30 protein-coding genes are annotated in these 26,389 nt (G+C 68.9%); 11 read left to right on the top strand and 19 right to left on the bottom strand.

Annotated elements, in window-relative coordinates; translation table 11 throughout:
* The first annotated feature begins 14 nt into the window (after positions 1-14).
* A complete protein-coding gene (locus OG817_RS07855) occupies positions 15-701 on the top strand; it encodes a maleylpyruvate isomerase family mycothiol-dependent enzyme (protein ID WP_406053034.1) in 687 nt (228 codons plus the stop codon).
* Here the strand turns inward: OG817_RS07855 and OG817_RS07850 are convergent.
* Positions 698-1,057 carry an MmcQ/YjbR family DNA-binding protein gene (locus tag OG817_RS07850; RefSeq protein ID WP_393381361.1) on the bottom strand — a complete coding sequence of 120 codons (360 nt, stop codon included), beginning with the start codon at positions 1,055-1,057 and terminating at the stop codon, positions 698-700. The two genes, OG817_RS07855 and OG817_RS07850, sit on opposite strands and share 4 nt — an antisense overlap.
* A 246-nt stretch (positions 1,058-1,303) precedes the next feature.
* On the opposite strand from OG817_RS07850, the gene OG817_RS07845 reads away from it, so the two are divergent.
* Positions 1,304-1,858 carry a hypothetical protein gene (locus OG817_RS07845; RefSeq protein WP_406053033.1) on the top strand — a complete coding sequence of 185 codons (555 nt, stop codon included), beginning with the start codon at positions 1,304-1,306 and terminating at the stop codon, positions 1,856-1,858.
* 111 nt (positions 1,859-1,969) lie between these two features.
* Here the strand turns inward: OG817_RS07845 and OG817_RS07840 are convergent, their stop codons facing one another.
* Together OG817_RS07840 and OG817_RS07835 are read right to left on the bottom strand one after the other, a co-directional pair.
* Positions 1,970-2,473, bottom strand: a complete 504-nt coding sequence (locus tag OG817_RS07840) for a hypothetical protein (RefSeq protein WP_396395800.1) — start codon at positions 2,471-2,473, stop codon at positions 1,970-1,972.
* Between the two features lie 156 nt (positions 2,474-2,629).
* Positions 2,630-3,181: a YceI family protein gene (locus OG817_RS07835; protein WP_396395801.1), complete on the bottom strand. Its 552-nt coding sequence runs from the start codon at positions 3,179-3,181 to the stop codon at positions 2,630-2,632.
* Positions 3,182-3,233: 52 nt separating this feature from the next.
* Between OG817_RS07835 and OG817_RS07830 the strand changes: the two genes are divergently transcribed.
* From OG817_RS07830 to OG817_RS07820, 3 genes are all read left to right on the top strand, one after another.
* Entirely contained in the window at positions 3,234-3,581 is a 348-nt protein-coding gene (locus tag OG817_RS07830; protein ID WP_406053032.1) for a hypothetical protein, read from the top strand.
* A gap of 91 nt (positions 3,582-3,672) precedes the next feature.
* On the top strand, positions 3,673-4,161 hold the full coding sequence (locus OG817_RS07825; RefSeq protein ID WP_406053031.1) for an FBP domain-containing protein: 489 nt from the start codon (positions 3,673-3,675) through the stop codon (positions 4,159-4,161).
* A gap of 74 nt (positions 4,162-4,235) precedes the next feature.
* Positions 4,236-4,496: a hypothetical protein gene (locus OG817_RS07820; RefSeq protein WP_131364398.1), complete on the top strand. Its 261-nt coding sequence runs from the start codon at positions 4,236-4,238 to the stop codon at positions 4,494-4,496.
* Between the two features lie 30 nt (positions 4,497-4,526).
* Here OG817_RS07820 and OG817_RS07815 read toward each other — a convergent pair whose 3' ends face one another.
* The 3 genes from OG817_RS07815 to OG817_RS07805 all read right to left on the bottom strand — a co-directional run bounded on the left by OG817_RS07815 (position 4,527) and on the right by OG817_RS07805 (position 7,031).
* Complete coding sequence (locus OG817_RS07815; protein ID WP_406053030.1) at positions 4,527-5,054, bottom strand: orotate phosphoribosyltransferase; 528 nt, start codon at positions 5,052-5,054, stop codon at positions 4,527-4,529.
* Positions 5,055-5,091: 37 nt separating this feature from the next.
* Positions 5,092-6,324, bottom strand: coding sequence for an exonuclease domain-containing protein (locus OG817_RS07810; RefSeq protein WP_406053029.1), 1,233 nt, complete (start codon positions 6,322-6,324; stop codon positions 5,092-5,094).
* A gap of 74 nt (positions 6,325-6,398) precedes the next feature.
* Positions 6,399-7,031, bottom strand: coding sequence for a hypothetical protein (locus OG817_RS07805; protein WP_406053028.1), 633 nt, complete (start codon positions 7,029-7,031; stop codon positions 6,399-6,401).
* An 18-nt stretch (positions 7,032-7,049) separates the two neighbouring features.
* Here OG817_RS07805 and OG817_RS07800 point away from each other — a divergent pair, with 18 nt between their 5' ends.
* Positions 7,050-7,205 carry a hypothetical protein gene (locus tag OG817_RS07800; protein ID WP_165546543.1) on the top strand — a complete coding sequence of 52 codons (156 nt, stop codon included), beginning with the start codon at positions 7,050-7,052 and terminating at the stop codon, positions 7,203-7,205.
* 125 nt (positions 7,206-7,330) lie between these two features.
* On the opposite strand, the gene OG817_RS07795 is transcribed toward OG817_RS07800, so the two are convergent.
* The gene (locus OG817_RS07795) at positions 7,331-7,822 is read right to left on the bottom strand and encodes a metallophosphoesterase family protein (RefSeq protein WP_406053027.1); all 492 of its coding nucleotides are present in this window, start codon (positions 7,820-7,822) and stop codon (positions 7,331-7,333) included.
* A gap of 11 nt (positions 7,823-7,833) precedes the next feature.
* On the bottom strand, positions 7,834-8,823 hold the full coding sequence (locus tag OG817_RS07790; RefSeq protein WP_406053026.1) for an oxidoreductase: 990 nt from the start codon (positions 8,821-8,823) through the stop codon (positions 7,834-7,836).
* 186 nt (positions 8,824-9,009) lie between these two features.
* On the opposite strand from OG817_RS07790, the gene OG817_RS07785 reads away from it, so the two are divergent.
* Complete coding sequence (locus tag OG817_RS07785; protein WP_396395809.1) at positions 9,010-9,321, top strand: hypothetical protein; 312 nt, start codon at positions 9,010-9,012, stop codon at positions 9,319-9,321.
* Between the two features lie 135 nt (positions 9,322-9,456).
* Here the strand turns inward: OG817_RS07785 and OG817_RS07780 are convergent, their stop codons facing one another.
* From OG817_RS07780 to OG817_RS07740, 9 genes are all read right to left on the bottom strand, one after another.
* Positions 9,457-9,852 (bottom strand): hypothetical protein, encoded by a 396-nt coding sequence (locus OG817_RS07780; protein WP_406053025.1) that lies wholly within the window; start codon positions 9,850-9,852, stop codon positions 9,457-9,459.
* Positions 9,849-10,076: a hypothetical protein gene (locus OG817_RS07775; RefSeq protein ID WP_396395810.1), complete on the bottom strand. Its 228-nt coding sequence runs from the start codon at positions 10,074-10,076 to the stop codon at positions 9,849-9,851. The genes OG817_RS07780 and OG817_RS07775 overlap by 4 nt, the downstream gene beginning before the upstream one ends.
* Before the next feature lie 258 nt (positions 10,077-10,334).
* A complete protein-coding gene (locus OG817_RS07770) occupies positions 10,335-10,814 on the bottom strand; it encodes a hypothetical protein (protein ID WP_406053024.1) in 480 nt (159 codons plus the stop codon).
* On the bottom strand, positions 10,814-12,076 hold the full coding sequence (locus OG817_RS07765) for a hypothetical protein (RefSeq protein WP_406053023.1): 1,263 nt from the start codon (positions 12,074-12,076) through the stop codon (positions 10,814-10,816). Before OG817_RS07765 ends, OG817_RS07770 begins: the two co-directional genes overlap by 1 nt.
* Before the next feature lie 3 nt (positions 12,077-12,079).
* Entirely contained in the window at positions 12,080-12,340 is a 261-nt protein-coding gene (locus tag OG817_RS07760) for a hypothetical protein (protein ID WP_131364376.1), read from the bottom strand.
* Positions 12,341-12,357: 17 nt separating this feature from the next.
* Positions 12,358-13,035, bottom strand: a complete 678-nt coding sequence (locus OG817_RS07755) for a hypothetical protein (RefSeq protein ID WP_406053022.1) — start codon at positions 13,033-13,035, stop codon at positions 12,358-12,360.
* Positions 13,032-15,782 carry an FtsK/SpoIIIE domain-containing protein gene (locus tag OG817_RS07750; RefSeq protein WP_406053021.1) on the bottom strand — a complete coding sequence of 917 codons (2,751 nt, stop codon included), beginning with the start codon at positions 15,780-15,782 and terminating at the stop codon, positions 13,032-13,034. The genes OG817_RS07755 and OG817_RS07750 overlap by 4 nt, the downstream gene beginning before the upstream one ends.
* 115 nt (positions 15,783-15,897) lie before the next feature.
* A complete protein-coding gene (locus OG817_RS07745; protein WP_406053020.1) occupies positions 15,898-16,293 on the bottom strand; it encodes a VOC family protein in 396 nt (131 codons plus the stop codon).
* A 7-nt stretch (positions 16,294-16,300) separates the two neighbouring features.
* Complete coding sequence (locus OG817_RS07740) at positions 16,301-16,498, bottom strand: hypothetical protein (RefSeq protein ID WP_396395816.1); 198 nt, start codon at positions 16,496-16,498, stop codon at positions 16,301-16,303.
* A 121-nt stretch (positions 16,499-16,619) separates the two neighbouring features.
* Between OG817_RS07740 and OG817_RS07735 the strand changes: the two genes are divergently transcribed.
* Entirely contained in the window at positions 16,620-19,703 is a 3,084-nt protein-coding gene (locus OG817_RS07735; protein WP_406053019.1) for a PD-(D/E)XK nuclease family protein, read from the top strand.
* Positions 19,696-23,100 carry a UvrD-helicase domain-containing protein gene (locus OG817_RS07730; RefSeq protein ID WP_406053018.1) on the top strand — a complete coding sequence of 1,135 codons (3,405 nt, stop codon included), beginning with the start codon at positions 19,696-19,698 and terminating at the stop codon, positions 23,098-23,100. Before OG817_RS07735 ends, OG817_RS07730 begins: the two co-directional genes overlap by 8 nt.
* A 547-nt stretch (positions 23,101-23,647) precedes the next feature.
* Here the strand turns inward: OG817_RS07730 and OG817_RS07725 are convergent.
* Entirely contained in the window at positions 23,648-24,271 is a 624-nt protein-coding gene (locus OG817_RS07725) for a LysE family transporter (RefSeq protein ID WP_406053017.1), read from the bottom strand.
* 254 nt (positions 24,272-24,525) lie between these two features.
* Between OG817_RS07725 and OG817_RS07720 the strand changes: the two genes are divergently transcribed.
* On the top strand, positions 24,526-24,840 hold the full coding sequence (locus OG817_RS07720; protein ID WP_406053016.1) for a PadR family transcriptional regulator: 315 nt from the start codon (positions 24,526-24,528) through the stop codon (positions 24,838-24,840).
* Between the two features lie 330 nt (positions 24,841-25,170).
* On the opposite strand, the gene OG817_RS07715 is transcribed toward OG817_RS07720, so the two are convergent.
* Positions 25,171-25,497, bottom strand: a complete 327-nt coding sequence (locus tag OG817_RS07715) for a hypothetical protein (protein WP_406053015.1) — start codon at positions 25,495-25,497, stop codon at positions 25,171-25,173.
* Between the two features lie 265 nt (positions 25,498-25,762).
* Here OG817_RS07715 and OG817_RS07710 point away from each other — a divergent pair, with 265 nt between their 5' ends.
* Positions 25,763-26,389 (top strand): DUF6308 family protein, encoded by a 627-nt coding sequence (locus OG817_RS07710; protein WP_360450851.1) that lies wholly within the window; start codon positions 25,763-25,765, stop codon positions 26,387-26,389.

Raw genomic sequence — 26,389 nt, 5'->3', positions numbered from 1 at the left:
AAAAGGAGGTAGTGATGGACTCGACGACCAGCGCAGAGCTGTACCGCGCGACCCGGGAACGGGTGACCGCTGCCGTCCGCGGACTCGACGCGGCCGACCTGGACCGCCAGGTGCCGGCCTGCCCGGAGTGGACCGTGCACAACCTGGTGTCCCACCTCGCCGGAGTGGCAGCCGACTTCGCCGCGGGCAACGTCGAGGGTGCGCCTCGGCCGCCCTGGACCGCCGTGCAAGTCGACGCACGGCGTTCGATGCCGATCGACGCCGTCCTCGACGAGTGGGCCGAGACCGGGCCGGCACTCGAGCGGGTGATCCTCGGCGAGACGACCTCGAATCCGCTCGTGTGCAACCCGTGGGTCGACTCAGGAACACATGAGGCGGACCTGCACGGAGCGCTCGGGACCGGGCGACGACCACCGTCGGAGCTGTGGATCGGCACACTGGAGTGGCTGCTGTCGGATCCGCCGTCTGACGGCGTGCAGGGGTCGCTTTCGATCGTCACGCCGGATGGGACCTACCAGCTCGGGTCGGGCGATCCTGTCGCTGAGGCGCGGACTTCGTCGTACGAGCTGTTCCGGGCGGTCTTCGGCCGCCGCAGCGACACACAGGTCCGGTCGTGGACGTGGTCGTCACCTGAGCACGCCGATCTCTGGAGCCCGGAGATCCCGCACCTGCAGCAGACCGACGTGGCACTCACCGACTAGGTCTCGTCGAGCCGGGCGATCAGGGTCTTCGGTGCGATCTGGCGGTAGGCGTCCTCGACGATGTCCTCGAGGTGTCCCCAGTCGATGGTGTCGACGTCCAGGTACACCCCGAGCCAGCCGCGGTGGCCGACGTACGGCGGCCGGTAGAAGTGCTCCGGATCCTCCTCGACCAGCGACTGCTGGACGCCGGGCGGCGCCGCGCACCAGAACCCGACCCGATCGTCGTGATGCTGGTTGGCGTACATGACGAACACCTTCTTGTCCCGGACGAACCACGTCGGTTCGCCGTGACTCAACCGCTCGGTCGCCTCCGGTAATGCGAGGCAGAGCGCCCGTACCCGCTCCAGGACGTCCATCCACACGCTCCTTTCACCGTCGTGGGCCCGGCACCACGACGCCGGCTTCATAGGCGTACACCACTACCTGTGCCCGATCCCGCAGGCCGCGGTAGGGGGTGCACTGTGACCCGGATCACAGTGACACCGGTCCGTGCGACGGCGTTACACGGTCAGTGCCGGACGGCGTCAACGACTTCAGTACACATCCTGAGCGCCCCGATGGTGCGAGCGGCCACGCCGCGGCCGACTGGAGGTTCGGACACCATGCGCATTCGGAACCTGGCGGTGACCGCCACGCTGATCCCGGTTCTGCTGCTCGCCGGCTGTGGCACCGACAGCAACGCCGACGTCGCCGCCTCGTCGCCCGGCGCCAAGAAGGCGTCCAAGCACGGGCCGGCCGAGGAAGGCTTGGCCGGACAGGTCGTGGGAGCCGGCGACCCGGTGGTGAACGCGTACTACGACTACCGCTCGGCGCTGGACCAGATGATGCGCAGCGGCGGCCGCACGATCACCCAGCTCCAGCCGGTGATGACACCGAAGGTCTTCCAGGCGATCAGCGCGCAGGCCAGGTACTTCCGCACGAAGAAGCTGCACAACACCGGCACGACCAAGGTCCTGTGGGCCAAGCGGACGCTCGCCGCGAACGGCGTCATCATCTCCGCCTGCTACGACACCACCGCGGCGCGCACCGTCGACGCGAAGGGCCGCTCCGTCATCCCTGCCACGACACCCACGCGCTGGCTGGACCAGATGCGGGTCCAGCAGCTCGAAGGCCGCTGGGTCGTGGACGGCGGCACCACCACTCCCAACGCCTGCTGACCTGGACCCCGGACTCCCGGGCACCGTCTCCGTTCGCTGCCACCCGGCACACCTCGCAACCGGAGCGCAGCAGCGCGGAGAGGCACCCCCTCCGCGCTGCTGCGTTGTCAGCTACGGATGGCGGACCATCTGGCGCAGCAGGGCCTCCACGGCGCCCTTGAGGTCGGTGTCATGTTCAGGTCCGGACCACACGACGACGCATCCCTTGTCGCCGAGCTTCGCGGCGATCAACTCGCGCGCCGGAGTCGGGTCTCCCTGATTCAGCACGACGACCAGCCGCCGGCCATCGCGCTGCAACCGGTCCAGCAACGGCGGCAACGTGGACCCACGGAACAGACCGGGGTCGCTCTTCACCTTCGTCTCCACCATCACGCCCCGGCCGCGTACCACCAGCAGAAAGTCGGCCCGGTCCCGGGTGAACTCGCGATCGTGATAGATCCGCGCCTTCGGCCACAACCGTTGCAGCGCCTCGTCGACCTCGGCGTCGTACCGCGCTGCCAGCCGGCTCACCCGTGAGCTCGTCCCGCGCGGCCGGAAGGACTCCGGCGTACGGCGATCGGCGCGCCGCCGCCCGAACAGCGGCAGCAACCAGCGCTTCCATCGCGTGTCGATCATCGGCGGACCCCTCGACCTAGCCGGCACTCACAACCAGTCTCCCCACCGGCCGGCCAGGCCCAACCGCGCCCACCCCGATCGTGACCGCACCTCAACACAGCAGAGATCCCGCGGACGGGTGTCGCGGGACCTCTGCAGTTCTCGTGCTGTGTGCGGTCAGGTGTTCTTGATCGCCGAGACCTCGATCTCCAGCGTGACCTTCTCGCTGACCAGCACGCCGCCGCCCTCGAGGGCCGCGTTCCAGCTGACGCCGAAGTCCTTGCGGTTGATCACGACGGACCCCTCCAGGCCGACCCGCTCGTTGCCCATCGGGTCGGTCGCCGAGCCGGTGTACTCGAACGCGATCTCGACCGGCTTGGTCACCCCGCGGATCGACAGGTCACCGGCGACCGTGAACGTCTCGTCCCCGGTCTGCTTGATCGAGGTCGACACGAACGTGATCTCCGGGTGCGTGTCCATGTCGAGGAAGTCATTGCTGCGCAGGTGCTCATCGCGCTGACTGTTGCGCGTGTCGATGCTCTTGGCCTGGACCGTCACCCGACCCGACGAGTTCGCCGGGTTGTCCCCGTCGAGGTGCGCCGAGCCCTCGAATTCGTTGAACGACCCCCGTACTTTCGTCACCATCGCGTGCCGGGCGACGAACCCGATCCGCGAGTGCGCTGTGTCGAACGTGTAGTCGCCGGTCAGTGCGCCGTACTGGTTGGCCATCGAGGCTCCTCCAGAGAACTAATTGAAGTTTGCATAGTCCACTTTTCACCTAATGCGCCTGGATGTCCACCCTCAGTACGAGGCGTGTCCGGGCCTGGCAGAGAATTGGTCGTCAGTCAGTCAAGGCCGGTTCGTCCTGCCCGACGGACGCACCGAGGACGCCCGGGTCGAGGAGGCGGTCCAGGACCGGCTCTACCGGCTGCGGTACTTCGGCAGCACCTGGACGTTCACGCTGGTTCCGGACGAGTCCGGCGGCACGGACCTGACGCTCAGCTGCGACGATGCCCAGGACGGCAGCGACCACGTCTCACTGCTGCTCCGGCTGAAGGCGTTGGTCGATTTCGGCGTCGATCTGCGCAACCACGACGACGGCCGGACCGCGGCGTACGTCGACAGCTGATCGTTGCCGCCAGCAACCATACGGGGATATTCGGTTGCGGGATCAAGGGCCGGGCGGGTCTCATGGCTGGTCGAAGGATCGGAGGACTGTCGTGGAACCGCTCAGCGTCGAGGAGATCAGGCGCTCGTTCGTCAACTCAACCAAGAGCCTGGTCAAGGCGATGACGCCGCCGCCCGGCTTCACCGAGCTCCCCTGGGAGTCGCTGGACTTTCTGGGCTGGCGCGACCCGAAGGCGCCCAACCGCGGCTATCTGGTGGTACGGCGCGACAGCGGCGTGACCGGGATCGCGGTGAACACCCAGGCGACCGGCAAGCCACGGCGCGGGACCGGTCTGTGCGACCTGTGCAACACCGCGCACCACGTGACCGACGTGGCGTTGTTCGCCGCGCGGCGGGCGGGTACGGCGGGCCGGCAGGGCAACACGGTCGGGACGTACATCTGCGCGGATCTGGCCTGCTCGCTGTACGTCCGCGGGCTACGCGAAGTCGAGGTACCGCAGGGCGAAACCGCGCCACCGCAGGTCCGGGCGGAACGGCTGGCCACGCGACTTGAAACTTTCGTAAATCGAGTGCTCGTCTGAGCTTCCCCAGCGGGTCCGGCCCACTACGCTTGAGTTGTAGACCGGCCCGCGGGCGAAAGGGAGAGCGAGTCGCGATGACTGAGTTCAGAATCACGCACGAGATCCACGAGGTTCACCCGGACATCCGCGAGAAGCTCACCCAGACAACGATCGAGGCGATCAACGAGTCCAGTTCCCGCTCCGCGGAGGACGCCGCGCTGGTGCTGCGCCACAAGCTCGGTGAGATCGGCGTTCACATGAGTGAGGACGCCTGCCTGGCCGCGATCGAACGCATCCGCTCCGGCAAGCAACTCCGCTTCGAAGTAGAACGCGAAACCGCCGAAGCCGAGGACTGACTCCGGCCGATCCCGGCCGACGGCAGCAGCTCAGCTGGTGCCTGGAGTCAGGTCGTCCAAGGTCAGGAGCGCGTGCAGCGTCAGACCTGCCTCGGCGAGCGGCGCCGGGGTCGTGGGGTTGCGATTGATGACGCAGAGGGCGTCGGTGATCTCGGCGCCCAGCGCGCGGAGGTCGTTGGTGGACAGCACGATCTGACCACCGGTGGTGACGACGTCCTCGACGATCGTCACCCGCTTGCCGGCGGTCTCGGCCCCCTCGGCCAACCGGCGAGTCCCGTAGGCCTTGGCTTCCTTCCGCACGAACGCACACTGCAGCCCGGTATGCCGCCCCAGCGCGGTCACCACCGGGATCCCACCCATCTCCAGCCCGGCCAGCACCTCGGTCCCCTCCGGCACGAGCGGCACCATCGCCTCGGCGACCGCATCCAGCAGCACCGGATCAGCCTCGAACCTGTACTTGTCGAAGTACTCCCCCGTGACCTGCCCCGACCGCAGCACGAACTCCCCGGTCAGATGGGCACTCGCGTAGATCCGCCGCCCCAGCTCGCTCAATTCCACGCCGGAACCCTAACCCGCAGCCGCCGGGCGCTGTCTGTCAGCCGGCCCGGCGCTGAGGCTCAGGCCGGATGAGCCGACGGAAGTCGTCGGTGGAGATGATCGGGATGTTGAGGTCGCGGGCGGCCCGGGCTTTGACCGACAGGCTGTCCACGTCCGCTGCCACCACGAACGTCGTATCGGGGCGGACGAACTCCTGCGGCACGAAGCCGGCCGCCACCGCACGATCCCACCAGACCTCACGTGCCTCGACCATGTCACCGGTGAACACCATCGAGCTCCCCAGCGGGAACCCGTTCGCCCCAGGACGAGGAGGTACGACGTACCGCCCGGAGCTGGCTCGCAGTAGCGCGTCGTCCACGTCGGATGCCCGATGCCCGAGCATCACCGCCACCCGGTCCAGATCGCTGCGCTGCTCCGGCGTGATCTGACCACCGTCCCATGACGCTCCGGCCAGCGCGGACACGTAGTACCGATGGAGTTCGTCGACCTGGGGTCGGGTCAGGCCGAGGTCCGTCGCGGCCTGGACGAGTTGGTCGGCATCGGCCGCAGTGATCTCGCGGTTGGCGAGGATCATGTCGAGCAGCGCCAGATACGAGTCGGCCTGCGGCGGCTCGGGGACGCGCGGCAACTGATCGACGAGTCGACTCATCCATCCGTGTCGTCCACCGGCATGCACCGGCCGGACGGTCGGCGGGACGTCGGAGCCGGGCAACACCGGCCACCGCAGTCCGCGGATCTCCTCGTACGCCCACTGCCACGGCGGCGGCGCCGGAAACGACTGCAGATACCGACCGAACAGCTCAGCCGTCGCCCGTGTATCCGCGAGCGCGGAGTGCCACCCCTCGATCGAGATCCCGGCCGCCGCACAACATGCGCCGAGCGTCCGCTTCGCCCCCGGATACAGATACCCGGCCAGCGCCATCGTGCACATCGATCGCTCGGTGATCAGCGGCACCGCGAACCCCAGCCGCGCGAACTCCGCCCGCAGGAAGCCCAGATCGAACTCGACGTTGTGCCCGACAACCATCCGCCCCGCGAGCAACCGACCGAGCTGCCGCGCGATGTCCCCGAACTCCGGCGCGGCCAGCACGTCGGCGGTCAGGATCCCGTGAATGTGTTGCGGCCCCAGATCGCGCTGCGGATTCAGCAACGTCACCCACTCGTGCTCGACCCGGCCGCGCGCATCCAGCAGCACCACGGCGATTTCGATCACCCGATGCCGATGACTCGGCAGCAAGCCGGTCGTCTCGGTGTCGATGACGGCGTACATCCGTGGGGCCCTCCTCCGGCTCGGTTACCGACCCAGAACAACCCAATCACACGCCACGGACAGTTTCGGCCGCATCACTCCGCCGGGATGTCGACCGCGATCTCGTCCCCCAGCTGAGCTCCGTGCGTCAGCTCGAGCTCGTCGCCACTCCAGAACCGCCCCGGGTCGTACCAGTTCGCCGGCCGCCCGCGCAGCAAACCCATCTCCTCATACGTCACCGCGACCACCTCCGCGCAGTACGCCGACTCGAGCTCCAGCTCCCGCGATCCACGCCGGAACGCCGGAACCCGCCCACGTACCCACCGCGACGCCAGCCGAGCCGTCGACGGGAACGGCGTGCCGTCCAGCCGCGCGACAGTCCGCAGTACGGCGTCCTCCATCGACCGCGTGACAGGGTGGTCGAGCTGCCGCATCCAGGCCTGCTGACCGTACTTGCGCACCCATACGAGTACGGCGTCCCGCAGATCGTGCAACTGCACCCCGCGATGGTGGGTCCCACTCCACATGTCCGGGAGCGAACGGCCCAGTTCGGCGTGCCACATCAGCGGCGGCAGGTCCTCGATCACGATCGCCATACCGACGTGGTTCACCGGGCTGTTCGTGGTCAGCTGGATGGCGCGATCGGCCGTGCTTCCACCGCGGAACAGCCAAATGTCACCTGTTCGTGTCAGTTCCGTAGCGTCATCCAGTGCTATCCGGCTCTCCACGAAGCTAGGTTAGTCCGCATGAAGGTATGGAAGGTGGTAGGACTTGCGGGGCTCGTCGGCGTGGCAGCGACGGGCGTGGTGATCGCGCGGGGCGAGCGGAAGCGCCGCGCCTACACACCGGAAGAGGTGCGGGACCGCCTCAAGACCCGGGTCAAGGAAGCAGCCAACGCCTGAGTCCCGGTACGACGATCGGCCGGGTGTGAGAAGTACGCCGTAACTCGGTGGTACGGCGGAAACTTTCTCACGCCCGGCCGAGGTCGTTGTTCACCGCAACAACCGTTAATTCGCCGCAACAACCATTAAAGGTTGTGCAGAGCAACGTCTTTCAGCCGGCCGGCGACGATCGTCGCGGTCTGGTAGGTGCAGTACGGCTGCGAGCGCCGATCCGTCGGCGATCCTGGGTTGAGCAACCGCAGACCTCCGGGGCTGGTCGTGTCCCACGGGATGTGACTGTGCCCGAACACCAGCAGGTCCACGCCCGGGTACGCCTTCTCGCAGCGCTCCTCACGGCCCTTGGCCGATCCGGTCTCGTGCACGACCGCGACCGAGAGCCCGTCGAGCGTCACCCGCGCGACCTCCGGTAGCCGGGCTCGCAGTTCAGGCCCGTCGTTGTTGCCCCAGCATCCGATCAGCCGCGCCGCACGACTCTCCAACTCGTCGAGCAGCGCGACGCTCACCCAGTCGCCCGCATGGATGACCACGTCGGCACTCTCGACCGCGTCCCAGACCGGCGTGGGCAGCTTCTTGGCCCGCATCGGCAGATGAGTGTCCGAGATCAGCACCAGTCGCATCCGCCCACTCTCTACTCCGGCAGGGACTCGAGCAACTCGTGCTCCTTCGCTGGGCTCAGCCCGGCCCGACGCTCGCGATCTAATCCGAGCTCACGCTCCCAAGCCAGTACGTCGGTCAGGAACTCGCGCCGCGACCGGTGTGTCAGTCCGGCCTGCAACGCCGCTTCACCCTTGCGGCTGGACCAGCCCTCGTACCCCGGCTCGACCAGCCACATCGCCACCGAGTCCGGGCCCATGTACTGCTCGACCTTCTGCTCCACCAGCCAGTCCCGCGGCGCAAGCACGACGGGCCCGGTGTGACCGCCGACCTCACGCACCAACTCGATCCACTCCCCGAACGGCACGATCGGCCCGCGCACGTCGAACGTCCCGGTCCGACCCTGCGTCGCACAGTCCAGCAACCACGACGCGAGGTCGCGGATGTCGATCACCGAGGTCGCGAGGTCGGGCGTGTCCGGCACCAGCATCGGCTCCTCGGGTGCACGAGCCGCGCGCGCCACCCATGCACCGGCGCGATCGCTCTTGTCCCCCGGCCCGCCGATCAGCCCGGCCCGCGCGATCACCAACCGATCCCCGACCGTCTCGACCGACGCCAGTTCGCACGCAACCTTCGCTTCGCCGTACTGCTCCCGGTCCGCTGCGTCGAGGTCCGTCGGCTGCCGCAGTACGGCGGACTCGTCGGCGCCTGGCGTGTCGTACTTCTCGTAGGCGTTGCCCGACGAGACATAGGTCCAATGCTTGGCCCGCGGACCGAAGGCCGCGAGTGCGTCGCGGACGAATCCGGGCTGCCACGACACCTCGAACACCGCATCCCAGTCCTTGTCCGGTACGCCGTCGTACGCGTCCGGACTGCTGCGGTCGGCGGCGATCAGCGTCGCGCCCTCGGCGACGTCACCACTCTCACCGCGCGCCAGGCAGGTGACCGCGTGCCCACGCGCCACCGCCTGCGTCGCGATCTCACGACCCAGCCAGGCAGTCCCACCGAGAATCAGAATCTCCACGCGGACAAGCCAATCAGGCGTCGCCGACAAATCCCACTTCCTCTGCCGAGGGCAGAAGCGAACCCTTCGTGATCCGTCGCGGGCGTCAGGTCACCGTAAGCCGTGACCTCTTGCGGAGCAGACGATCCAGGCGCAGTGTCGGCCTTGACAGGCACCTGGGGTGGGTGCCCAGGGCAAGGGGGAGAAATGGCAGGGTTCGTACAGATCATCGAGTACCGGACGTCGAAGCCGGACGAGGTCGCGGCGCTCAACGAGCAGTACCGCAAGGAACGCGAAGCACAGGGTGACGGCCCGGCCCCTAGCCGTGGCATCACGTGCGCCGACCGGGACGACCCGGGGCGCTATTTCGCCATCGTCGAGTTCGCCTCGTACGAGGACGCGATGGAGAACTCCGGCCGTGCCGACACCGGCGAGTTCGCGGCCAAGATGATGGAGCTGTGCGACGGGCCGACCACGTTCTACAACCTCGACGTGGCCCAGTCCTTCGAGATGAGCTGACCGCCGGTGGACTCGGGCCCAGCCGTATCGCGAGTCCGGCTGGGTCCCAGGGAATGGGTGGCCGGTGCCGCAAGGGAGGTTCGGCACCGGCCCGCCCGTTTCAGACCGGGTCCGCGGCGCCGGACCCGGTCCGGCTCATCGCAACACCCGGTACGACGCCCCGCCGGCCGGCGGGGCACCGCCGTGCGCACCGAGGTCGCGGTCACGGTGCAGCGGGTCAGGGTCCTGTGGCTCGGGGGCGGAGTGCAGATCCGGCCACGGTCGGGGCGGGAGAGTCTCGCGGGGTGGCAGCTTGAGGTCGGGATCGGGGCCTTGCTCGGGGTCGATCCACTCGACCACCGTGGCCCCGCCGTGACCGTGGATGGCGACGACGGACTCGATGCCGTCCCACACGGTCGTGGTCGGATAGTCGCCGTACCAGCGCAGCGCCACGGCGCCGTCGGTGAACTGCACACCTTCGGCGACGGGGCCGGTGCCACTGACACCGGAGACGTCGTGATGGCGGATCAGCCGGAAGCGACGCGACGTCATTTCGGGCTTACCTCCCAGAGCCGTTCGCCCGGCAGCACGCGGCCCGGGCCTGGATCGGTGTCGGGGATCGGATCGCTGGTCACGCGCAGTCCGGCGAACCGGCGCGACATGGCTTCGGCGTAGCGTTCGGCCAGTTCGGCCTCCGCCCGGTAGTCCGCGACGACGTGGTCCCCGAACCACACTCGTACGCGGCGACGTTGCGGTACTGGATCGCCGGCGGACATCTCAACGCACCCGGCGAGTGGGACGACCAACCGCCATGAAAGATCTGCGAGTCACATCGATCACTTCCACTTCCCTGTGTGGATGGCTTCACAGGTAGTGACGGCCCCCACAACCGATCATGACGCGACTTCCCCAAAACTCTTCCCGCCCCATGTCTCACCCACGACCGCACTTTGAGCACCGGCCAACCATCCGACCGCCGCTGAAATGGTCGACCGGTGCTCAAAGTCAGACCAGGCCGGCCTCGCGGATTGAGGTCAGGTGCCGATGGCCCACGGGCGCCAGGCTTCGATGTCGGGGGCGTCTGGGCTGATCAGGTCGGCGAAGGTGTGCGTGCCGACGCCGGGGAGGTGCGCCGCGATCAGCGTGTCAAGGTTGTGGACCAACAGCATCGGAATCTCAGGCCGCGCGGCGACGAGCGCGTCCAGCAGCGCCTGGGTCTCACGCAACTGCAGCCGCTCGTCCTTGCGACCAAAGAGGCGGAGATTGACGTCGATCGGGTACGAGTCGAGCGCCGAGATCTCGTCCGGCTCTGGATCGACCTCGCCATAGTTGTTCGGCGCGACCAGCAGCCCGATCTCTCGCTCACTGGTCCGCGCCGACCCACGGAGGAGGCGTTCGTCCTGCTTCAGCTCGGGGTCCGCGACCGCCTGCAGGTCGAGCACAGCGGCCAGCCACTCGGCGACCCGCGCAACAGACTCGTCCGAGGCCAGAAACACGTTGTCGCTCGTCGACATCATCGCTCCTTCGCGAAGGTGACCATTCGCCCGTCACCGAGAATGACATGAGTTGTGGCCGGGGTCGGTTTGCCGGGCTGACCGCAGGCCATCCGGAACGCCCGTTGCGCCATCGACTCCACCAGCCCGACCTTCCGACCGTCGATGAAGACCTCGCCCAATGGTCCGGCCTGGTCGGTTCCCTGGTGGATGTTGCGCTTCACCGCAGCGAGCGAGGCCCGATCCAGGGTCTTGAACTCGACGATCTTCCCCTCGTCGGATCCGTTCCGCCGAAGCGTCGCATCCGGATTCTTCAGCCTGTGCACCGTGTGGTTCTCCGGGCGGGCATCGACGCGCCATCCCTCGCGCTCCAGACGTTCGGCGATCTCATGTTCCTTCGGTTCGAAGCGCTTCAGTGGATCGTGAACGCCTGCAGCGAAGTCTGGGCCGAGGGGACGGAGGTCGAGGGCCGGGTCGAAATCGAGGTCGTCCGAGGCGGGAAGTGGGGGGTGTTCGATGTCTACGACGATCGGTGCGGGCCGGTGCTGGTCGGGGTAGTCGAAGGTGGCTTCGACGCGGGTTGGGTTGATGGTGAGGGTGGCGTGGTCCCATTGCCGGTCGGCGGAGTCGGCCATCACCGCTAGGAGCTGTTGGGCTGCTTCGGTGAGGTCTACGGCGATCTCGAAGTCCTGAAGGAGGTGATCTTCTCGCTTCTGGTCGTCTTTTTGGTCGCGTTCCTCGATCTGCAGCTCGCCGGTCTCGGTGACCAGGATCTCGACCTCGAGGGGTTCGTCGGGGTGGTCCTCGTCCTTGTCCTTCTCCCTGGCCTTGCGGAAGGTTTCGAAGGCTTTGCGGGCGACGGTGATGAGGGGTGGCTCGTTGTCCTTGGGGGTTTCGAGGTCGTCGAAGGTGGCGGTGAGGCGTTTGGTGCGGCCCTTCGAGTCGCGTTCAGCCAGGTCGCCGGTGCCGCCGGTCAGCTTGTTGCGGTCGGCGGAGTCGGACGACGGGCGGTCGGTGCCGCGGCCGCCGCCGACCAGACGGTCGGCCCAGGCCCGGGCCTTCGGCGGCGCCATCGACAGGTAGTGCGCAGCGGCCTCGCAGGCCCGAGCGGCCGCGTCCAACTGCTGGGCAGCGACCGTCGCCCGCCCCTGAGAGGCGGCGATCGCCAGGGCGGCGTTCTCGCGGCAGCGGTCGGCGGTGCGTTGCAGGTGGCTGACCACCTGCGGCACCTCATCGAGGCATTCGACCAAGCCCCGCGCGACCCGCTGAAGGTCCGACGCCATGGGTCAGATCTGGTCGGCGTAGCTCTTGCATCCGGCCGAGGCGATCTCCAGGGCCTCGGCGGCCTGCTCGACGGCCTTGCCGGCCGCCTCCAGGATCTCGGTGATGTCGCGGTCGACGCCGGTCGCCGTACCGGCGATCAGGCTCTCCACCTGCTGGCTGTGCTGGGTGAAGCGCAGCTTGAATCCGGCCAGGCCGCCCGCCGCCTGCTTGGCCTCCATCGAGACCTGGTGCAGCTGTTCCTTGAGCCGCTGTACATCGGACACCTGAACCCACTCCTGACCTAGTTGCGCTTCTTCGGCAGCACGATCGCCGTACCGGACACCACCACCGGCACCAGGATCGCGATCCACCAGGGCAGCCCGGCGGCCATCAGTACGACGACCGCCACCGCACCGCCCCAACCCCACCACCGGGCACCGGGCAGCCGCGGCAACCCGAGCACCCGGGACGCGGCCAGCATCGTGACAGCGGCGATGGCCGCGGCCTCGACCCCGGCCAGGAACGATCCGGTGACCACCCACACCACCAGGAACCCGATCAGTGTCAGGGCCGCGCTGATGGTACGGCGCATGCGTCGCTCCTGGAGCTCCCGGGCCCGAGAGCGGACCTCCTCGAGTGTGTCGACTGCCTCACCCAGCTGCTTGGTGAGGCGGGTGGCCACTGTCTCGATGTCGTTGAGCGCACGGATCTCCGGCAGTGCGACGTTCGCCCGCTTCCCGTCGGCGGGCAGTCCGGCGCGCTGCAAGCTGGCCGCGGCCTTTTCGGCCAGTGTGTTGAGTCGGGCCTCCAGCTGCCGCCCGCGCTCGGCCATGGCTTCGGCCTCGGCCATCGCAGCGGCCTCCGCCTTCGTTTTGTGAGCCGTCAGCCGGTCCTGCGCCTGCTGCGCGTCCACACGAGCCCCAGCGACCGTCCGCAACGTCCGTGCGTACTCGGACCACATCTGCTGTTCCGTCTTCATCGCCGTACCTGCTCCACTGCACGGTCCACCTCGTCGGACCGCAGTGCGGCAAACGGTACGACGATCTGCGCCTCAGGGTGCAGTCCGTCCCACAGCAACCCGCGGTGTGGTTCCGAAGCCCACCGCACCAGCGGACCGCACACCGCCCGTACGCCGTCCTGCGGGTGCCGGAGGAACAGGTGAGTCGCCACGTTGGCACGCCCGTACCCGAGCTGCTCGGTGCAGACATGCAGCCGGTTCCACCACCCGAAGGTGACGAGCCCCTGCGCCGGACCATCCCGCACGATGTCCTGCAGCGCGTTCGCCGGGCTCTCGAAGAACCCTTCGGCGTGCAGCTGCATCCGCGGTACGCCGTGGAAGCCGAACCCGAGCAGGTACGTCTCGCCGACCTGCCCGTTGCGGACCGCGTCCCGCAGGGAGAACAGCCGCGGTACGACCTCGTCGTGTTTGTCGACCGTCTCAACCTCGCAACCGAGCTGCCGCAACGCCTGCACCAGCGCGTCCTTGCCCTCGGCAACAGCAGGCGCGGAGTTCGTACCGTCCATGAAGATGAACCGCGGCGGATCCACCGCTGCGGCCGCGGTCGACAACGCAAGACCGCTCAGCACCCCGAGCGCATCGGCTGGACCGTCACCCAGCACCAGTACGCCGGCCCCCGGCTCAGGCCGCACCTCGACCTGCACAGGCTCCTCGGTCACCGCGATCGGCAAACCGGTCCACGGCCGCCCCAGCTCGGGCTTCACCGCCGCAGCGGTCTCCGCCAACCGAGCCGGCTCCGCGAGATGGAAGACCCGGGGCGGACGCGCCGCCTCACCCGCACGCAGCCACAGCTCACGCCGCAGGTCGTCCAGCACCACCTTGTCTGCAAAACTGACCAGCACATGCTGGTTGTCGTCGGGCGACCCGAAGTTCGCGTTCAGCACCGCTTCACCACGGAACTGCAACTCAGCCGCAGCGGTGTTCCCGCTCCGCAAGATCGCCTGCGAATCCGCCGGCGTGGTCTTCAGTGCGATCCGGTACGGCACCTGGCCGAAGATCGAGTCCCGCCGCGTCGACAGCCGCTTCACACCCTCGATCGTCTGGGTCGCCAGCACGACATGTACGCCGTACGCACGCCCCAACCGCACCAACCGCTCCAGCAGCTTCGCTGCCTCGTCGGCGAGCTCGTCGTCGTCCTCCAGCAGCACCTGGAACTCGTCCAGTACGACGAGGATCCGCGGCGGCCGCTCCGGCCCGGGCTCGAGTTCGGCGATGTCGGCGACATTCCCGTGCGACTTGAAGATCTCGCTGCGCCGCGCCAGTTCGTCGGACAGATGACGCAGTACGGCGAGACCGAACTCCCGGTCGCTGTGGATCCCCAGCACGCGCACATGTGGAAGCCAGTGCTCCCGCTCCCCCGCCGGACCCAGCGCGGAGAACTCGACACCGTGCTTGAAGTCGAGCAGGTACATCTCCAGATCCACCGGGTCGTGCCGCGCGGCGAGACCGTGGATCATCACGAGCAGCAGGTTCGACTTGCCTTGACCGACCGCACCGCCGACGAGGACGTGCGGCAGCGCCGGGTTGCCGCTGCGCAACCTCACCAGCGCCGGCGTGCGGTCGTCGTACCCGATGACCGTGTTGAGCTCGTCCGTGACCGGCTGCCACCAGGTCGAGCGGTCCGGCAGGGTCCGGTCGAAGTCGATGGTCGGCAGGACGGCGATCTCCGCCAGCTCCGCGATCACGTCACAGATGCCAGCGGCAACGTTCGCGTCGAACGCCGGGTCCAGCTTCGCCGCTACGCCGGGCAGTTGTGCGACCTCGACCTTGTCGTTGGCGATGGCAACAGATGTGAGGTGGTCGAGCAACTGCTTGGTGTCGACATCGGACTCCGCCGGCGTCGACGGGTCGTGGTGGATGAGGAAGCAGATGCCGCGTTCGCCGGCCGTCGCGGCCAGCCGGAGCAGGTCCCGCTGGGCGAGCGTGTCGATGCCGGCCGGGTAGTCGAACAGGATGACCAGCCGGTACGGATCGGTCACCCGGCCGGTCTCCCGGATCAGGTCCTCGAACCGCTTGTGCCCGAGCTGCGCCTGCCGGCTGGCCCGCAGCGACGACACATCGACCAGCCCGGACAGCACACCGTGCAGCTGCTCCGCGGTGTGCGTTGCCCTGGGCACCAATTGCGGGTACTTCGTGGTCAGGTGTCCGAGCAGCCCCATCATGCCGGTCAGACGCGGGTCGTAGGCGTCCACCCTGATCCGGAAGGGTTCGGCCGCCGCGACCAGTCGCATCGCGACGCTCTGCAGGAGCCGGCGGGCGGCCTCGTCGCGGTCGGCGGTCACCTTCCAGCCGTTCGTCCGCAGCAGCGGCGCGACGACCGGCGTACCAGCGTCCAGCTCACCCACCCGGATGTACGACGGGACGCCCGCGCCGACCAGTTGGCGCGAACGCCAGCGGGCGTCGTTCGGCGGGACTGCCGCGAGACCGGGTGCCAGCCGGTCCGCGAGGAGGCGCGCGGCCGGCTCGGCCTCGGCCAGTGTTTCAGCGGTCTTGGCATCGACCAGCCCGCGGGACTCACGACGGGCGATTGCGGTCTGCTCCTGTAACTGACGATGCAGCTGCACGGCCCGCTGGTGCTCGCCGTGTGTCAGCCGGTGGGCGTTGTCCAGCAACTGCCCGAGAGCGTGTTGGAGACCACGGATCCGCGCTTCCAGGAGCTCCGGCGAAACCGGTCCGGGCGGACTTCCCCCGTCAGGCTTCTCCGTCACGAGCACCGTCCTTCCACCCTTGCCCCGCGACCGTACTGATTGCCTGGTGTAACCATGTCACACCAACAGTCCCTGGTGTCACTCCAGGCATCAGTAGTCTCACCCTCCGACCCAGTTACTCGGGGGCGACGATCTCGAGCTCGTAGCCGTCCTCGTTGTGCAGGAAGGCGGCGTAATGCTGCGGGCCGCCGGCGTACGGGTGGCGGTCGGCGAACATCAGCGTCCAGCCGTTCCGGGCGGCTTCGCCGACGATCGAGTCGACCTCGGCGCGACCGGCCGCGTTCAGCGCGAGGTGGTTCATCCCGGGGCGCATCCGGTCGTGCTCCTCGGCGGACATCGCGGGGCTCTGCTCGACCACGACATAGCTGCCGTCGGGCGCGGTCCAGGTCATCCCGCCGGGCCAGCCGTCACCGTCCTTCCAGCCCAGCCGGTTGAGGATCCAGCCCCAACTGCTCCTCGCCCGGGACAGGTCCGGGACCCAGATCTCGACGTGATGCACAGCGGCTGCCATCGGAGCATTATCTGTGCTCGTCGAAACGGCTCGACACCGCCATCGAGACCAGTCCCGACACGACCAGCCAGACCAGTGCCGCGACCAGCCACGGCCACCACTCGCGGCCCTGGGCGGCGTCGGCGACGGCCTTGCCGAACATCCCGCCGGCGGGCGCGAAGACCAGCACGAGCAGCGCCCGCGCGATCGTCGTCTCCCTGGTCATTCCTTCATTGTGCGAGCCGGTCGCGAACCCTGCAGAAACCTTGGCGTTTCGCGCCCCGTCACCTTTCTGTCCGTGCAAGGGTTTACCGTCTGCGGTGACAGTCAAAGCATCGGGGGTTTCGGTGAGCACCACCCGGATCGAGAGCACGGCCTACGGTGCGGCCGCGCTGGAGCGCCTGCAGGCCGTGGTCGCGCGGCTGAAGGCGGACGATCCGATGAAGCCCGTCACGCTGCTGCTGCCGAACAACCTGTCCGGGGTCGTCGCCCGCCGCCACCTTGCGCTCTCCGGGATCGCGGGCCTCTACCTGGCGACCTTGGAGCGACTGGCCGAGCAACTCGCGGCCGGGGTCCTGTCGCCACGCCGGCCGGCGACGCGCCCGATCGTGGCCGCGACCTGGCGGACCGCGCTCTCGAAGGCGCCTGGGATCTTCCAGGACGTCGCCGAGCATCCGTCGACGATCCAAGCGCTTGCGTCAGCCCACCGCGAGCTCCGCGACCTGACCGACGCAGCGCTCGACAATGTCGCCGTTGCATCCGTGCTCGGCCCCGACCTGGTCCGGCTCCACCGCCACGTCACCACCGAGCTCGCCGCGGAGTGGTACGACGAGACCGATCTACTGCGCGCCGCGGCGTCACGCGTCGCCGCGGACTCCGCGATCGTCGGTGAGCTCGGGGCTCTGGTGCTCTATCTGCCCCAGGAGCTCACCCAGTCCGAGGCCGCCTTCGTCGAGGAGCTCGGCGCCGCGGCTGCCGACCTCACGGTCATCATCGGTCTGACCGACGTACGACGGGCGGACCGGGCGGTGCGGCGTTCGCTGGAACGCATCGGCATCGATCTGCCGACGTCGATCTCGAAGAACTACCCGGTCGCGACCGAGATCCTGAATGCGTCCGATGCCGACGACGAGGTGCGTTGCGTGGTTCGCGATGTGGTCGCGTCCCTCGAGCGCACCCCGGCCCATCGCATCGCGGTGCTGTACACGGCCTCGGCGCCGTACGCACGGCTCCTGCACGAGCATCTCGCCGCAGCGCAGATCGAGGTCAACGGTCCCGGCACGCGACCGGTGCACGAGCGGGCGATCGCGCGGACCCTGCTCGAGGTGCTGGCGCTCGTCGACCACGATCTGCCGCGGGCCGATGTGTTCCGTGCGCTCGCCAACGCGCCGACGCGCGACTTCACCGGCGAGCGGATCCCGGTGCCGCAGTGGGAGCGCATGTCCCGAGCCGCCGGTGTGGTTCGCGGCGACGACTGGGACACGCGTCTGGCGCGGTATGCCGAGGCCGAACGTCGTACGGCCGATCAGGAGGAGGCCGCCGAGGATCCACGACCGGCCGCGATCCGGCGGGCGCAGTACAACGCGAAGCGGGCCGAGCGGTTGCATGCGTTCGCCTCGGAGCTTCGCCGCCGCCTGGGTGCTCTCGCGCTGCTGGAGACCTGGGCCGCGCTGGCCGACGGGGTGCTGCAGCTTTTCCACGATCTGCTCGGCGATTACTCGTCCCTTCCGATCGAGGAGCAGTACGCCGCTGTCGCGGTCGAGGGATCGCTGAAAGGCCTGTCCACGTTGGACGAGCTCGGTACGCCGGCCAGCCTCGCAGTGCTGCGCGACGTACTCGATCTGGAGCTGCAGCAGTCGCTCCCCCGCGTCGGCACGTTCGGCACGGGCGTGCTGGTGGCGCCGATGTCCGCGAGCATCGGGTTGTCGGCCGACATCGTGTACGTCGTCGGCCTGTCGGAGGATCTGTATCCGGGCCGGGTGCACGAGGACGCGCTGCTTCCGCATCGGGTTCGCGAGGCCGCGGCGCCGGAGTTGGCGTCGTTCCGGGATCGGCTGGACGAGAAGCAGCGACACCTCTTGGCAGCGTTCTCCGCCGGGTCCCGCAAGGTGGTGGCGTCGTTCCCACGTGGCGATCTGCGCCGGTCCTCACGGCGGTTGCCGACGCGGTGGTTGCTCGGGTCGCTGCGGTCACTGACCGGCGATCATGCGCTCGCGGCGACGCAGTGGGACCAAGGCGAGTACGGCGATCAGCTGCGGACGTCGGCGTCGTACGCAGGATCGTTGACGACAGCAACCATTCCAGCGACGGAGCAGGAGTGGCAGGTCCGGTCGGCGGCGGCTGGACTGTGGCTCAACGACGCGGTGCTGGTGCGTGCCCGGGAGCTGCTGCGTGGGCGTGGCAGCAACGCGTTCACTCGTTTCGACGGCGACCTGTCCGGGGCGCCCGGCCTGCCGGAGTACGCGGTGGAGGACCGGATCGCGTCGCCGACGTCGCTGGAGGCTTACGCGACCTGCCCGCACGCATACTTCGTCGAGCGGTTGCTTCAGGTGGAGCCGCTCGAGGCGCCGGAGGACCTGCTCGTCATCTCGCCATTGCAGATCGGCAACCTGATCCACAACAGTCTCGATGCGTTCGTTTCGCGGCTGGCCGGTTCGTTGCCCGGGTACGGCGAGGCGTGGTCGGCCGAGCAGCGAAACTTGCTGCTGGCAATCGGTGCGGACCTCGCCGATCAGTTCGAGGCGGAAGGACTCACCGGCCATCCGCGCTTGTGGCAACGCGAGCGGCTGCGGATCCTGCACGACCTGATGGAACTGCTGGCCGACGACGAGCGATGGCGGTCGCTGCGGGACGCGTCGGTGGTCGCGAGTGAGCTGCGATTCGGGTTCGAGGGCGAGCCGCCGGTCGAGATCCCAGTGCCGTCGGGCCGCGTGCTGTTGCGCGGTTCGGCCGACAAGGTCGACCTCGGCCAGGACGGGACCATCTACGTCACGGATGTGAAGACCGGTGGGTTCTCGCGCTATGAGGCGATCGAGTCCGACCCGGTCGCGGGCGGGACGAAGCTGCAGCTGCCGGTCTACGCCTACGCGGCCCGCGCTCGCCTGGGTGAGCAGTCGACTCCGGTCGAGGCGGCGTACTGGTTCGTCCGACGCGGCGGGAAGCGGATCCCGGTGCCGCTGACCCCGGAGGTCGAGGCGCGGTACGTCGACACCCTCGACGTGATCGTGTCGTCCATCGCGGCCGGGTTCTTCCCGCCGAAGGCGCCCGAGATTCCGGACTTCCTCTGGGTGCAGTGCCCGTACTGCAATCCCGACGGTCTCGGCCACAGCGAGGTGCGGGCGCGGTGGGACCGCAAGCGCCACGATCCGACGTTGGAGCGTCTGGTCCGGCTGATCGACCCGGTCGCGTACGAGGAGGCCGGCGATGAGTGAGCAACTGCTGGACGAGCCGGCCCGCGAGCGGATCCGGTCGGACACATCGTCCACGCTGTTCGTCGAGGCGGGTGCCGGGTCGGGGAAGACGCACGCGCTGGTCGATCGCGTGACCACACTGGTCCTGCGCGACGGCATACCGCTGCGGACGATCGCGGCCGTCACCTTCACCGAGAAGGCCGGGGCGGAGCTGCGCGACCGGTTGCGGGTCGAGTTCGAGAAGGCGCGGAAGGGGCCGGCCAGGACGCTGGCGGACGAGGCGTTGGACGACCTCGACTCCTCGTCGATCGGGACGTTGCACGCGTTCGCACAGCAGCTTCTGCTGGCGCATCCGATCGAGGCCGGCCTGCCGCCGCTGATCGACGTACTGGACGAGGTCGGGTCGTCGGTCGCCTTCGAGGAACGCTGGGCCGAGTTGCAGCAACAGTTGCTGGACGACGACTCGATCGCCGAGCCGCTGCTGCTGGCGATGGCGGTCGGGGTCGAGCTGAAGCATCTGCGGTCGCTGGCGCGGCTGTTCGGGAACGACTGGGACCTGATCGCCGAGCGCGTGCTGGTGGACCCGCCCGAGTTGGTGGCGATGCCAGACCTCAGCGGGTTGATCGCGGCGGCCGCGCAGATCGGCGGGGCGGCCGGGGCGTGCATGGATCCCGAGGACCGGCTGCTGCCGAAGGTGCACTTCATCCGCGAGCTCGGGGTGATGCTGGACGCCGCGACGGACCAGGAGCGGCAGCTGGCGATCCTGCAGTCGTTGCGGGGGCTCAAGCTCGGGCGGATCGGGCGCAAGGACAACTGGCCGGACATCACCAAGGTGCGCGACGACTGCTCCGCGGTCGTCGACGTGGCCAACTCGCTGGTCGACCTGCTCCTGGATGCTTGCCTTCGGCACCTTTCGCACTGGATCGCGGAGCGGGTGCTGGAATCGGCCGAGCTGCGCCGGGCCGAGGGGCGGCTCGAGTTCCACGACCTGCTGGTGCTGGCGCGCGATCTGCTCCGGCGGGAGCCATCGGTGCGGTCGGCGTTGCAGGAGCGGTACGAGCGGCTGCTGCTGGACGAGTTCCAGGACACCGACCCGATCCAGATCGAGCTGGCGGTCCGGATCGCGGGCGGCGCGGAGGCGGACGCCGAGGACTGGCGTGACGTCGAGGTCCCGGAGGGGCGGCTGTTCGTGGTCGGCGACCCGAAGCAGTCGATCTACCGCTTCCGTCGCGCGAACATCGCGACGTACCTGACGGCGCAGGACCTGCTGGGAGAGACGGTCGCGCTGACGACGAACTTCCGCACGGTTCCGCCGATCCTGACCTGGATCAACACGGTCTTCGAGACGCTGATCCAGCCTCAGGAAGCCGCCCAGCCGTCGTACCAATCGCTGTCGCCGCATCGGAGCGGTCCGACCGGGAAGCCGTCCGCACCACCGAAGACCGTCCAGCCGGACAGTGTGAGCGGCGACCAGCTGTCGCTGCTCGGCTTCGGCGATGGCGACGCCGACGATCAGGTCACTGACCTCGCGGCCGTTCTCCCCTTCAGACGGCCCGGCGAGGACGCACCTGAGCCTGCGACGCCGGTGGCGTACGACGAGTCCGTCTCGGGTCCTGCCGTGACCATCCTCGGCTCCGAGCCGCACGCCGACCTTCCCCGCGCGCAGGCGTCCGTCCTGCGCGAGCGGGAAGCCATCGACGTTGCCGCCGTCATCGAGCAGGCGCTCCGCGACGGCTGGCAGGTGTACGACGAGCGCGCCGGGACCTGGCGTGCGGCCGAGGCCGGCGACATCGCCGTACTGGTTCCAGCACGTACGTCCCTGCCGTTCCTCGAGGACGCCCTCGATCGCGCGGACATCCCTTACCGCGCCGAGGCAAGTTCTCTCGTCTATCAGACCGCCGAGGTGCGTGACCTGCTTGCCTGCGCTCGGGCGCTGGGCGATCCGAGCGACCAACTTGCGCTGGTCACCACCCTGCGTTCGCCGCTCTTCGGATGCGGCGACGACGATCTCTTCGTGTGGAAGCGCTCCGGTGGCTCCTTCACCCTGACCGCGCAGGTTCCGGACCAGTTGCTCACTCATCCCGTGGGCGAGGCGATCGAGTGGCTCCGGCGGACGTACTACGCCGCCCGCTGGCTCACCCCGAGCGAGGTCCTGGCCAAGATCGTCGCTGACCGCCGCATGCTCGAGGTTGCCGCGATCGGCCCGCGAGCGCGCGACGCCTGGCGCCGGATCCGTTTCGTCGTCGATCAAGCTCGCGCGTGGTCGGAGGTGGAGCACGGCGGTCTGCGTTCGTACCTCGCCTGGGCCGCGCACCAAGGTGAGGAGACGTCACGGGTCGCCGAGGCGGTCCTGCCCGAGACCGACGCGGACGCGGTCCGCGTGATGACGATCCATGCCGCGAAGGGCCTGGAGTTCCCGATCGTCATCCTGTCCGGCATGACCGCGGCGCCGAACCGGCAGCGCGGCGTGCAGGTGCTCTGGCCGCAAGACGGTGGCTACGCGGTGAAGCTGAAGTCGTCGGTGCAGACCGAGGACTTCGACCTCGTCCAGCCGGTCGATGAGCAGATGGACGGGTTCGAACGCCGCCGGTTGCTGTACGTCGCGGCCACCCGCGCCCGCGACCATCTCGTCGTCTCGCTGCACCGCTCCGGCAACCGCAAGCACTCCAGCAACGCGGAGCTCATCGCAACCGCCGGCGGGGTCGAGGCTCCGCACGGGACGCTGTTCGAGAGCCCAGCACCGGTCGTGCGCGATCCGCGGACGACGGCGGACGTCACCCCACCAATGGCCCGTACCGAGTGGGACACCCGCGTCTCCGCGGCCCGCGCCGCGAGTCGCGCCCGCTCCGCGCAGAGCGCCTCCGGTTTGGAGGGCACCGGTCCTGATGTCGCCCTGGCCGAGGTGGATCCCGGGACCGCGAAGGCGCCTCGCGATCTCGAACTGCCGCCGTGGTCGAAGGGCCGGTATGGCACCGCGATCGGCCGCGCGGTTCACGGCGTACTCCAGGTGGTTGACTTGAGCACCGGCGCCGGGCTCGAGGCCGCTGTGTCGGCGCAGTGTCTCACCGAAGGTGTCCTCGAGTACGCCGACGTGGTCACGGCGCTCGTGCGCTCGGCGCTCGCGTCCGAGGTGGTGAAGCACGCCGCTGCCCGGGAGCACTGGCGGGAGTCGTACGTCGGCACGGTCCAGCCCGACGGCACGATCCTCGAGGGGTTCGTCGACCTCATCTACCGCGAGGATGACGGGCGCCTCACGATCGTCGACTACAAGACCGACGCCATCCCCGCCGCGGCCCTGGACAGCCGGGTCGCGTATTACGCACCCCAGCTCCAGGCGTACGCAGCCATCCTCCCCAACACCGCCCCACCCATCCTCCTGTTCCTCAACCCGACCACCGCCACCGAACGCCGCCTCTAGCCCACCGGACTCGGCCCTCACGTAGCGTGAGGTTGGAGTTGGGGTGCATGAGTGATAACCTGGCAATAGACGCGAGCCCGGAACCCTGCACCCGTAGCGACGCCCGGCCGATCGATCTCCGGTCCACGCCGCCGCAACCCCGCCCTGTGCCCCGCCGGCGCAACCCCGCCCTGGCCCGCGCCGGCGCAACCCCGCCCTGTGCCGCGCCGGCGCAACCCTGCCCTGTGCCCCGCCGGCGCAACCCCGCCCTGTGCCCCACCGGCGCAACTCCGCCCTGTGCCCCGCCAGCGCAACTCACGCCCTGGCCCGCGCCGGCGCAACCCCGCCCTGTGCCCCACCGGCGCAACTCACTCCCTGGCCCGCGCCGGCGCAACTCGCGCTCTGGGCCATGACGGTGCAACGCCGGCCCTAGGTCCGTCGGCGGGTCACGGACCTCCGGCACTCACCAACCGTGTCCGCCCCGGGCTCCGCACGCTCAACGATCCGCCGACTCCGGCCGATCCCCGGGGTTGTTGAGTGGCCCAGGTCCGCGACGAGCCGTTGTGGGCTAGGCGATCAGGCGGATGGCGAGGGCGCTGATGACGGTGCTGGAGGCCAGCGCGGTTAGTAGGCGGCCGAGGTGGCCGGTGAGGGCTCGGCCTAGTAGGGCGCCGCCGGAGGCGAGGAGGAGTTGCCAGCTGGCGGAGGCGACGAACGCGGCCAGTACGAAGACGACGCGTTCGACCACGGCTGGATCGGGCGACCCGGATCCGCCGAGGACCAACGCGGCGAAGTAGATCACCGTCATCGGACTGAGCAGCGTCATCCCGAGCATCCCGAAGTACGCCGTACGTCCGGCAACCGGCATCTCCTGGCTGATCCCGGTCAGCCTGTGCGCGCGATACCGGCGTACCGCCCTGATGGCTCCCATCGCGGCGAGACCCAGCAGGACCACGAGCGAAACCCACCGCAACGGCGTCACGATCGGCACGAGGAGCGGCGCCAACGCGGACCCGGCGGCCGCGGGGACCAACGCGTAGATGCCGTCGGCCGACGCGATCCCCAACGCGGCACAGGCCGCGACCCGCAACGAACTCCGCGCACTCAGCGCCACGAGATAGGTCCCCACGGGCCCGACCGGCATGGCGATCCCGTACCCGGCCAACAGCCCGGCGACCAACGCCGCGGTCACGACTGACCGAAGCTGGACCCTCCCCAACGACCCGCCTGCTGCTGAACCCGGGCCGCCGATCCGGCCCCCAGGTTCAACAGCACCACACGCACAGTCGTCGTAGTCATGCGCCCATCATGAGCATCCCCACCACCGCCCTCAACCCATTTACAACCCGTTGCCCACCACAACAATCCCCAAGTCCACAAGATCTGCAGCCATCGAGCGGCGGTGGGCGTTGACAGGTAAGTCTATATAGGTAGACATTGAGGGGTATGGGGCGGATTCGGCGGCCTTCTGGGCAGACGTTGGCGGTACTGTGGGCGCTGGCGGAGGAGGCGCCCGCGTGGGTGCATGGGTATGAGTTGTGCCGGGCGACCGGGCTCAAGGCGGGCACGGTGTATCCGATCCTGATCCGCCTCGCCGAGCGAGGGCAGCTTGATGCGCGGTGGGAAGCCGACGCGCCGCTCGGACGCCCGGCGCGTCATCTGTATCGGCTGTCAGCAGACGGCGCGCAGTACGTCGCCGACCTCCGGCGCGAAGCCGCGAAACCCAGCCGCACCCCAAAGCCCCAGATAGCGGGTGCCTGACGATGAAGGCGGCTGTGGCGGCCGGCTTGGTCTTGCTGACCCCGTGGCTTCTGGCCGCGGCCGCGATCGTCTACCACTCAGCCCGAGCAGCAACCGGCCCGGATCTGCCGGCCCGCCACGCCTCCTGGTCGACCGCGGGACGGCGCGGCGCGAGGGCGGACTGGGGAGCCGCCATGCGCGCCGAACTCGCCAGCATCGACGATCCAAGAGAACGCCGCCGTTTCGCCCCTCGGCTGCGCGTGGGCCGCCGTACGCACCGGATGGGGTCGCGGACCGCTGCTGGTCGGTGCTGGGTCAGCAGTCCTCGTCGCACTTCTCACCTTCACCGCCTCAAGGCTGATGCTCGCCGGTCACCGCACCGGCCTCCTCGCCGCCGTCCTCGTCGGCGCACCACAGCTTCTGTTCGGCGGAGTAGCACTGACCGCCGCCCGCCGAGCACGCTCCTTCCGGACCGGCCTCGAGTACGGAGCCGCCGTACTCCTCACCTCTCGCCTGGCCATCCTCACGGTCGCCATCCCCGAATCCATTCGCTGGTACGACGAAGCCGGCGTCTGGCTCCTGGACGGCGACTCCCCCGCCTCCGGCATCCCCAACGCCCAGGCCCGCCGTACAGGACGCGCTGGGCGGCCTCACGTTCTTCTTCCTCCTCTTCACCATCCCCTGGCCCGTCCTCGGCGCCTACCTCGGCAGCCATCTCCCGCAGGGCCTCCCCGGCACGCGCGGTTGAAAGTTTGCGACTGAGAGTCCGTGGAGACGGGGGCACTGGGGAGCCGATGATTACCGGCTGTGGATCACGGGAAGTGACCCTGGCGTGTGGGTGAGCGCGGGGTCGCCTACGATCTGCGGAAACGGAGTGAGGATTCGTTCGGAATATGGTCCGCCCGCTGGCGGGTCTGCCACCAAGAGTGTGAGGGTGTGGCTCATGAACATCGGTACTCGGAAGATCGTCGTCGACGAGGCGATCGCCCAGCTACGGCTGTACGCCGAAACCAACGGCGCCGTACTGCGGTACTACGACGGTCTGCCGGGGATGACGCTTGTCGGTGGCGCCGAACCGAACCACGTGACGCTGTCGGACCTGGGCCGGATGATGGTGATCGGCGCGGACCTGCGGGCGCAGGACATCCCGTGGCTGCTGGAGGTCGAGGCGGAGAAGGAGTTCGCCGCGATCCCGGTCGACGCGCGGCTCGAGGACGCGGCGCCGGGCAGTGACCTGTTCGAGGCGGCCATGGCGCTGGACGAGAAGTTCTCCGGCCACCGTGGCTTCGGCCAGGCGAAGAAGTCGAAGCTGCTGCACCTGAAGCGGCCGTTCCTCTACCCCGTCAGCGACAGCTTCATCCGGATGACGTACACCAACGCCGCCGCCGGCGCCGAGTTCCTGTCCGCCGTCCACCGCGACCTGGTCAACCCGGCCAACCTCCGCGACTTCAAACTCCTCCAGGTCCGGCTGATCGCCGAGCCCGCCACCTCGGCCGCCCGGCTGCTCGGCGAAGCCCCCACCCTCCGCCTCCTCGACATCCTCGCCTCACTGCTCGGCGAGGCGAAGTAG

The organism is Kribbella sp. NBC_00889 (assembly GCF_045207705.1).
Lineage (GTDB): Bacteria > Actinomycetota > Actinomycetes > Propionibacteriales > Kribbellaceae > Kribbella.
This window is presented reverse-complemented; position numbering and strand designations above follow the sequence as displayed.

Excerpts from the sequence above, each read along its gene's own strand:
- OG817_RS07855 (WP_406053034.1), top strand. The coding sequence starts at position 15 with ATGGACTCGACGACCAGCGCAGAGCTGTACCGCGCGACCCGGGAACGG.
- OG817_RS07850 (WP_393381361.1), bottom strand. The coding sequence starts at position 1,057 with ATGGACGTCCTGGAGCGGGTACGGGCGCTCTGCCTCGCATTACCGGAG.
- OG817_RS07845 (WP_406053033.1), top strand. The coding sequence starts at position 1,304 with ATGCGCATTCGGAACCTGGCGGTGACCGCCACGCTGATCCCGGTTCTG.
- OG817_RS07840 (WP_396395800.1), bottom strand. The coding sequence starts at position 2,473 with ATGATCGACACGCGATGGAAGCGCTGGTTGCTGCCGCTGTTCGGGCGG.
- OG817_RS07835 (WP_396395801.1), bottom strand. The coding sequence starts at position 3,181 with ATGGCCAACCAGTACGGCGCACTGACCGGCGACTACACGTTCGACACA.
- OG817_RS07830 (WP_406053032.1), top strand. The coding sequence starts at position 3,234 with ATGCGCCTGGATGTCCACCCTCAGTACGAGGCGTGTCCGGGCCTGGCA.
- OG817_RS07820 (WP_131364398.1), top strand. The coding sequence starts at position 4,236 with ATGACTGAGTTCAGAATCACGCACGAGATCCACGAGGTTCACCCGGAC.
- OG817_RS07810 (WP_406053029.1), bottom strand. The coding sequence starts at position 6,324 with ATGTACGCCGTCATCGACACCGAGACGACCGGCTTGCTGCCGAGTCAT.
- OG817_RS07800 (WP_165546543.1), top strand. The coding sequence starts at position 7,050 with ATGAAGGTATGGAAGGTGGTAGGACTTGCGGGGCTCGTCGGCGTGGCA.
- OG817_RS07795 (WP_406053027.1), bottom strand. The coding sequence starts at position 7,822 with ATGCGACTGGTGCTGATCTCGGACACTCATCTGCCGATGCGGGCCAAG.
- OG817_RS07785 (WP_396395809.1), top strand. The coding sequence starts at position 9,010 with ATGGCAGGGTTCGTACAGATCATCGAGTACCGGACGTCGAAGCCGGAC.
- OG817_RS07780 (WP_406053025.1), bottom strand. The coding sequence starts at position 9,852 with ATGACGTCGCGTCGCTTCCGGCTGATCCGCCATCACGACGTCTCCGGT.
- OG817_RS07775 (WP_396395810.1), bottom strand. The coding sequence starts at position 10,076 with ATGTCCGCCGGCGATCCAGTACCGCAACGTCGCCGCGTACGAGTGTGG.
- OG817_RS07770 (WP_406053024.1), bottom strand. The coding sequence starts at position 10,814 with ATGTCGACGAGCGACAACGTGTTTCTGGCCTCGGACGAGTCTGTTGCG.
- OG817_RS07765 (WP_406053023.1), bottom strand. The coding sequence starts at position 12,076 with ATGGCGTCGGACCTTCAGCGGGTCGCGCGGGGCTTGGTCGAATGCCTC.
- OG817_RS07755 (WP_406053022.1), bottom strand. The coding sequence starts at position 13,035 with ATGAAGACGGAACAGCAGATGTGGTCCGAGTACGCACGGACGTTGCGG.
- OG817_RS07745 (WP_406053020.1), bottom strand. The coding sequence starts at position 16,293 with ATGGCAGCCGCTGTGCATCACGTCGAGATCTGGGTCCCGGACCTGTCC.
- OG817_RS07740 (WP_396395816.1), bottom strand. The coding sequence starts at position 16,498 with ATGACCAGGGAGACGACGATCGCGCGGGCGCTGCTCGTGCTGGTCTTC.
- OG817_RS07730 (WP_406053018.1), top strand. The coding sequence starts at position 19,696 with ATGAGTGAGCAACTGCTGGACGAGCCGGCCCGCGAGCGGATCCGGTCG.
- OG817_RS07720 (WP_406053016.1), top strand. The coding sequence starts at position 24,526 with ATGGGGCGGATTCGGCGGCCTTCTGGGCAGACGTTGGCGGTACTGTGG.
- OG817_RS07715 (WP_406053015.1), bottom strand. The coding sequence starts at position 25,497 with ATGGTGAAGAGGAGGAAGAAGAACGTGAGGCCGCCCAGCGCGTCCTGT.
- OG817_RS07710 (WP_360450851.1), top strand. The coding sequence starts at position 25,763 with ATGAACATCGGTACTCGGAAGATCGTCGTCGACGAGGCGATCGCCCAG.